The organism is Streptomyces sp. SID14478 (assembly GCF_010548525.1).
Taxonomy (GTDB): Bacteria; Actinomycetota; Actinomycetes; order Streptomycetales; family Streptomycetaceae; genus Streptomyces.
This window is the reverse complement of record NZ_JAAGMG010001117.1, coordinates 1-2,112: the sequence shown is the minus strand read 5'-3', so window position 1 is coordinate 2,112 and position 2,112 is coordinate 1. Positions and strand designations below refer to the sequence as shown.

The following is a 2,112-nucleotide window of genomic DNA, read 5'->3' as shown; positions in this document are numbered from 1 at the left end:
CGTGGCCGCCGGGGCGAGCGCCGCCGCGGCGGCCGTGTAGAGCGCGGCGCCGAGCAGGGTCCGGCGGGGCAGGGCGTTGCTGTGCGTGCCTGGCATACGTGAACTCCCTTGCGAAGGCCTTCCGGAGTGCGGGTGGTGGCGGTGGGAGCGGCGTTCGGCTACCTTTCCACCTAACGTTTGTTTGGTGCCGTGCCGCTCGACGTTAGCAGGCGACGGGGACCGGCGGAACGGGTCGGGAGAGGGCCGGTCGGGAAGGGCCAGAAGGAGGCGGTATGGGACACGGGACGGATCTGAGCGGGCGGGTCGTCGTCGTCACCGGCGGAACCAGGGGAGTGGGCGCGGGGATCGCGGCGGCGTTCGCGAGGGCCGGGGCGCGGGTGGTCGTCTGCGCCCGGCGCCCGCCCGAAATTCCGCTCGACGGCTGCGAGTTCGCGGCCGTGGACCTACGGGACCCGGCCGCCGTGGGGGAGTTCTTCGCCGGACTCGACCGGGTGGACGTCCTGGTGAACAACGCGGGGGGCACGCCCTACCGGCTGCTCGGCGACACCGACGCCGCACGCCATGCGCGCGTGATCGAACTCAACCTGACGGCGCCGCTGACCGCCTCCCTCGCCGCCCGCGCGCACCTGGCCGCCGTGCACGGCTCCATCGTGATGATCGGCAGCGTCAGCGGCGCCCGCCCCTCGCCGGGCTCGGCGGCGTACGGGGCGGCGAAGGCGGGACTGGAGAACCTGGCGCGGTCCATGGCCGTGGAATGGGCCCCGCGGATCCGGGTGAACACCCTCGTCCTCGGCATGGTGCGCACGGAACTGTCCGCGCTGCACTACGGGGACGAGGACGGCATCGCGGCCGTGGGCGCGACGGTGCCGCTGGGGCGTCTCGCCGAGCCCCGCGAGATCGGCGAGGCGGCGGTGTTCCTGGCCTCGGAGCAGGCCTCGTACATCACCGGAGCGAGCCTGCTCGTGCACGGCGGGGGCGAGCGCCCCGCGTTCCTGGATGCGGCAACTGTCAACAAGGAGGCGTGAGATGACGCAGGCGGCGGATGCGAAGCCGGTCGGTGGCGGGCTGTGCGCGGGCCGGGTGGTGGCCGTCACCGGGGCCGGCCGGGGCCTGGGCCGCGCGCACGCCCTCGCCTACGCGGCCGAAGGCGCGAAAGTCGTCGTGAACGACCTCGGAGTGGGCCTCGACGGCACCCCCGCACCGGACAGCCCGGCCGCCCAAGTGGTCGCCGAGATACGGGCGTCGGGCGGCGAGGCGGTGGCTCACGGCGCCGACATCGCGACGTCGGAGGGTGCCGCTTCGCTCGTCGCCGCGGCCGTCGACACGTACGGGCGGCTCGACACGTTGGTGAACAACGCCGGGTTCCTGCGCGACCGGATGCTGGTGAACCTCGACGAGGACGACTGGGACGCCGTGATGCGGGTCCACCTCAAGGGGCACTTCCTGCCGCTCAAGCATGCCGCCGCGTACTGGCGGGCGCAGGCCAAGGCCGGGCGGACGGTGACGGCACGGGTCATCAACACCTCGTCCGGAGCGGGGCTGTTGGGGTCGGTGGGGCAGGGCAACTACAGCGCCGCGAAGGCGGGCATCCTCGGTCTGACGCTCGTCGCCGCCGCCGAGATGGGGCGGTACGGGGTCCAGGTCAACGCGATCGCGCCGGCGGCGCGGACCCGCATGACCGAGGCCACGTTCGCCGACACGATGGCCGCCCCGCGGAGCGGCGGGTTCGACGCGATGGCACCGGAGAACGTCTCGCCGCTGGTGGTGTGGCTCGGCTCGGGGGCCGCCAGCGACGGGGTGAGCGGGCGCGTCTTCGAGGTCGAGGGCGGGCGGATCACGGTGATGGAGGGATGGCGGCCGGGCCCGACGGCCGACAAGGCCGAGCGGTGGACGCCGTCGGGAGCGGGCGAGACGGCCCGGGAACTCCTGGCGCGGGCCGCGGCGCCCGGAGGTGTCTACGGGGCGTCCTGAGGGATTGGTGGGCGGGGAGGGGAAGCGGCGATCCGTCCTCCCGGACCTGGCCGATCCAGAGCACGGCGCGGTGGACGGGCGGCGTCGCGGCCGCCGCCGGCATCCGCACCGGGCCGGGCGCCGACCGAGGCACCGTCCTCG

The 2,112-nt window shown here is 74.6% G+C and carries 2 protein-coding genes; both read left to right on the top strand.

The features are described from left to right. Nucleotides 1-272: 272 nt before the first annotated feature. Complete coding sequence (locus tag G3I40_RS36105) at nucleotides 273-1,025, top strand: SDR family oxidoreductase (RefSeq protein WP_164559059.1); 753 nt, start codon at nucleotides 273-275, stop codon at nucleotides 1,023-1,025. A 1-nt stretch (nucleotide 1,026) separates the two neighbouring features. Continuing rightward, complete coding sequence (locus G3I40_RS36100; RefSeq protein ID WP_164559058.1) at nucleotides 1,027-1,971, top strand: SDR family oxidoreductase; 945 nt, start codon at nucleotides 1,027-1,029, stop codon at nucleotides 1,969-1,971. The last annotated feature ends 141 nt before the right edge of the window (nucleotides 1,972-2,112 follow it).